6 protein-coding genes are annotated in these 3,808 nt (G+C 55.2%); 1 reads left to right on the forward strand and 5 read right to left on the reverse strand.

Going from position 1 to position 3,808, the window contains the following annotated elements:
• Positions 1–51: 51 nt before the first annotated feature.
• Positions 52–213, forward strand: coding sequence for a hypothetical protein (locus QZL66_RS01095; protein WP_022409927.1), 162 nt, complete (start codon positions 52–54; stop codon positions 211–213).
• A 36-nt stretch (positions 214–249) separates the two neighbouring features.
• Here QZL66_RS01095 and crcB read toward each other — a convergent pair whose 3' ends face one another.
• From crcB to QZL66_RS01120, 5 genes are all read right to left on the reverse strand, one after another.
• Positions 250–627, reverse strand: a complete 378-nt coding sequence (gene crcB / locus QZL66_RS01100; RefSeq protein ID WP_022409928.1) for a fluoride efflux transporter CrcB — start codon at positions 625–627, stop codon at positions 250–252.
• 82 nt (positions 628–709) lie between these two features.
• The gene (locus tag QZL66_RS01105) at positions 710–1,396 is read right to left on the reverse strand and encodes a formate/nitrite transporter family protein (RefSeq protein WP_022409929.1); all 687 of its coding nucleotides are present in this window, start codon (positions 1,394–1,396) and stop codon (positions 710–712) included.
• A 40-nt stretch (positions 1,397–1,436) separates the two neighbouring features.
• The gene (locus QZL66_RS01110; protein WP_022409930.1) at positions 1,437–1,748 is read right to left on the reverse strand and encodes a hypothetical protein; all 312 of its coding nucleotides are present in this window, start codon (positions 1,746–1,748) and stop codon (positions 1,437–1,439) included.
• 74 nt (positions 1,749–1,822) lie between these two features.
• The gene (locus tag QZL66_RS01115; protein WP_022409931.1) at positions 1,823–2,170 is read right to left on the reverse strand and encodes a hypothetical protein; all 348 of its coding nucleotides are present in this window, start codon (positions 2,168–2,170) and stop codon (positions 1,823–1,825) included.
• 130 nt (positions 2,171–2,300) lie between these two features.
• Entirely contained in the window at positions 2,301–3,731 is a 1,431-nt protein-coding gene (locus tag QZL66_RS01120) for a hypothetical protein (RefSeq protein WP_022409932.1), read from the reverse strand.
• Between the last annotated feature and the right edge of the window lie 77 nt (positions 3,732–3,808).

The following is a 3,808-nucleotide window of genomic DNA, read 5'->3' on the forward strand; positions in this document are numbered from 1 at the left end:
CACATATATTTCTTGTGAAGACAGGTTCTTATTTTTATGGAGATTCTGTTTATGAAATCAATCAAACTGCAATCCATTCTCCCCACGCTCCTGCTGCCTCGCTCCGCCGGCGGTGTAATGAATGGGATACTGCCGCTGTTCCGAGTGCTGTTCCTGTATATTCAAAAGCTTTTGTCCGTTGCTCCGGAGCACATGCTCCACCGCCCAGTGTGATGCGAAGCTGCTCTTCCATCTGTGTTCCCCCTGTTTTCACACTGCAAAGAGCCAGCGGTGCAGCAGCTTTCCCAGAAGCACACCGCCAAAACAGCCGGCGACACTCAGCAGCACATACAAACTGCCCAGACCCCACTTGCCTCCCTGAAACAGCGTCACCGCCTCCAGAGAAAAGGTGGAAAACGTGGTAAAACCGCCGCAAACGCCCGTTTTCCAGAAGAGTGTGCTCCGGGCGGAGAGCTGCTGTCCCGCAGCCGTCTCCGCAATCAGTCCGATTGCTGCAGCACCGAAAAAGTTGATGCAGAGGGTGAGCACCGGAAATTCGCTCCGAACCGGAATCAAGCCGATGGCATACCGCAGCACTGCACCCAGCGCACCGCCGCAGCCCACCAAGAGAAAAGATAGCCATGCCATAAATACGTCCTCCTTTTTCGAAAAAACCGCACACGATTTCTCATGTGCGGCATTGCCTGAATTTTATCCGGAAAAGCGATGGTTAAAGCGGCTGGTTCGAGAAACGCTTCAGGAACGGGATCAGAATACCGCCCACCAGATTGCCCAGAATGACCACCGGGAAATACAGCAGCGCACGGCCGGGATCCGGACAGCCTGCCAGGAAATAGTAGAAGATATCCGCAACGCAGTGGTTGAAGCCGGAGAGAATGAACACCATAATGGGCATTACGATGACAAACAGTCCGGCAACGGTGTTCTTGCTCTCCTGACAGCGGCGGGAGCCCTCCACGGCGGAGAACATCATGATGCCGCAGAAAATCGCCAGCACAAATGCGCTCCAAAGATGGTCGCCCATTTTCGCCGACATGGATGCCTGCGCCCGATCCATCAGCGTCACATCCATTCCCGTGACCGCTGTGTCCCGTGCGAATCTCGTCAGGTGCACCAGTCCTGCCATGGCAGCTGCGCCGACGGCATTGGCGAGCAGTGTGAAAAAAGTCTCCGCCAGATAGGGCAGATCCCGATCCAGAATATAGCCCACCTTTCCGGTGTACAGTCCGTACCGGAACTGCACAATGCAGAACAGCCCCAGCGAGAATAAAAATGCCCCCAGATACCGGTTGTCACAGGACAGACTGACAATCCCGCCTGTGCCGATCATCAGACCGGACAGCACGCCGTCTACGAAAAAAGAGAGCCACCGGTTTTTCTTTTTTGCTGTTTCCATACCAAACTTCCTTCCATATATATTTAATCCGCAAAATACTTTAATCCGCAAAATACGCTGCCGGATCTCCGTCGTTTACCGAGAGGATGTCCAGCTTGTCCTGCAAGTCCGGCAGAAGAAATCCGCCCTCGATGCAGGCGCAGCTGCAAAAAGCAAACATGGACGGATAGGTATCCTCATCCATATAAAACGGTTCTCTTGCGTTGCCGGGATCTACGCCGACCTTATAGAGTCCCTGCGCATAGTGAAACAAAATCGAAACGCCGTCATTCCGGTGCTTCCGCATCAGGGCGATCACTGCCGATGCCGGCACGTGCACGCTCGCCCAATCAAAGCAATACTCTGGCTGCATGTTTTTCCCTCCTGTATGCACACAAAAACAGCACACCCCCAAGGCGGGCATGTGCTGCTGCTATGCTCTTGTGATTAGTCCTCCAGCTTTGCGCCGCACTGGCCGCAGAATGCGAAGGCATACTTTTCGTCAAACCGTGCACCGCACTTGCTGCAGACCCGAACGCCCTTCATGGAGGTGAGGTCGCTGCGCATGCTCTCGATCCGGCGCTTTCTGTCGTCGATGTCTGCGCAAACTTCCAGCTCTGCCTTGTGGTCGCCGTCCGGATTCTCGTAGAACAGACGGCCGATTTCCTGCAGCTGCTCCTGAATCCGCTCCTGCTCGTAGGCGATCTTCTTCTTCAGGTTGCTGGTTTCTGCTGCATTCTTGGAGCTCTCAGACACGCTGCGGCTCATCTGGTTGACTTTGTCGAATAATCCCATTTCTATGATTCTCCTGTTTCCGGGCTGCTGATATCGTCATCATAACAAGCCCTTGATAATCTCGTTATTTAAATTATACAGGATGAATCAATTTTTGTCAAGGGAATTTTTCTCAAAAATTTCCGCCGGATTATTTTTCCACCGGTTCGAACCGGATGCGCACCTTGGGCAGGCTAGTGAGGGTGGTGTCGCAGTGGAACATGCCATCCTCCTGCGAGAGGTCGTTCTCCCCCGTTGCCGGCGGTGCGAAGATCTTCAGTGTCAGGTCTGTCTCACCCTGCAGCGGCTTCTCAAAGAACGCAGCCATCATATCCACAGTTCTGGTGCCCGGTGCCTTATAGAACCACTTGCCGTTCAGCTCCAGCATCAGGTTGCTCTCATCCTCAAAGACCGCCTCGCAGAAGGTAGGATTCTTCTCGAAGTGCAGCGGAATTGCCACGCCCTCGGCATCCTCGGAATTGCTCCAGCGCAGGGTCAGCGGCAGTGCAGCTTCGCCCTCCTGACGGGTGATCTGCGGGCTGAACCAATCCCGGTGGATGATCTCCTTATAGGTTTCCAGCACCGGCTGCGCAATGCCCACCTCGGCATTGTTGGGGTCTTCGATTTCCAGTCCCAGTCTGCCACGGTCACGGAACTGGTAGAACGTAAAGGCGCTGAACCAGTCCGCCTGTTCTGTCTCCAGCTTATCGCAGAATTCCCGCACCATGTCTGCCTGCTCATAAGGGCCGGTGACATCGCCGTCTGCGTTGAACTCCGCCATGGTCATGGGCTTTGCCGCACCGCCGTTCAGGTGGCGGAAGCGCTCGAAGCTGCGCTTGGTCTTTTCGTAGGTGTCAGCAACGGTGCTGCGACTGTGGGAGTTTCCGCCGTGTTCTGCCACATCATATGGCCAGCCCCAGTGGAGCGCCATATACTTGTCCACCGACCAGATGTCCGCTACCGGAATGGTCTGGGCGAACTCCTTCTCCTTCTCCATCTCCTCCTTGGCGAGGTCTTCGATGCCGCCGATACAGATGATGGTCTGGACGTTGGGCGCATGTTCCTTGATGATACGGCTGGCACGGACGAAGAAATCCGCCACTTCCTGATAGGTGCAGCGCTTGTTGAACGAGAACCAGTTGCCGGTCGCCTCGTGGTTGATGCGCAGGAACACCCGTCCGAACGGGCGCAGATCCTCTCCGATGGCAGCGAGGTGCTCGTCGGACACGTGGGGGTCGATGGTCAGCGTCAGGCTGACATCCTGTCCGTGGCGGCGGATCTCCCGCATGTACTCGAACGGCTCGCCCTCGGTGCTGCCGCCCAGTCCGCCCTTATAGGTGAAGTAATCGTCATAGGGAAAATCCCATGCAAAGCTGACATCCGGACTGGCGTGCACCACGCTGGCACGTCCCGGCCAGCCCGCATCCAGCGGATAATAGCAGTACATCAGACTGATGCTGCGGTGGGGTCTGCCCAGCTTGGACAGAATGTAATCCTGATTGACGTATTCGCCACGCTCGCTGCCGTCCCCCAGATCGACGGCGCACTTGGCTTTTCCCATATGAATTCGATAGCACTCCATGTGTTTGTTGCTCCTTCCGGAAATATTTTTTTCACGCTGAAAGCTCGTGTTCATAGGCGTCTATCTACGTCTTTTCG

The organism is Ruminococcus sp. CAG:330, assembly GCF_000437175.1.
Lineage (GTDB): Bacteria > Bacillota > Clostridia > Oscillospirales > Ruminococcaceae > Ruminococcus_C.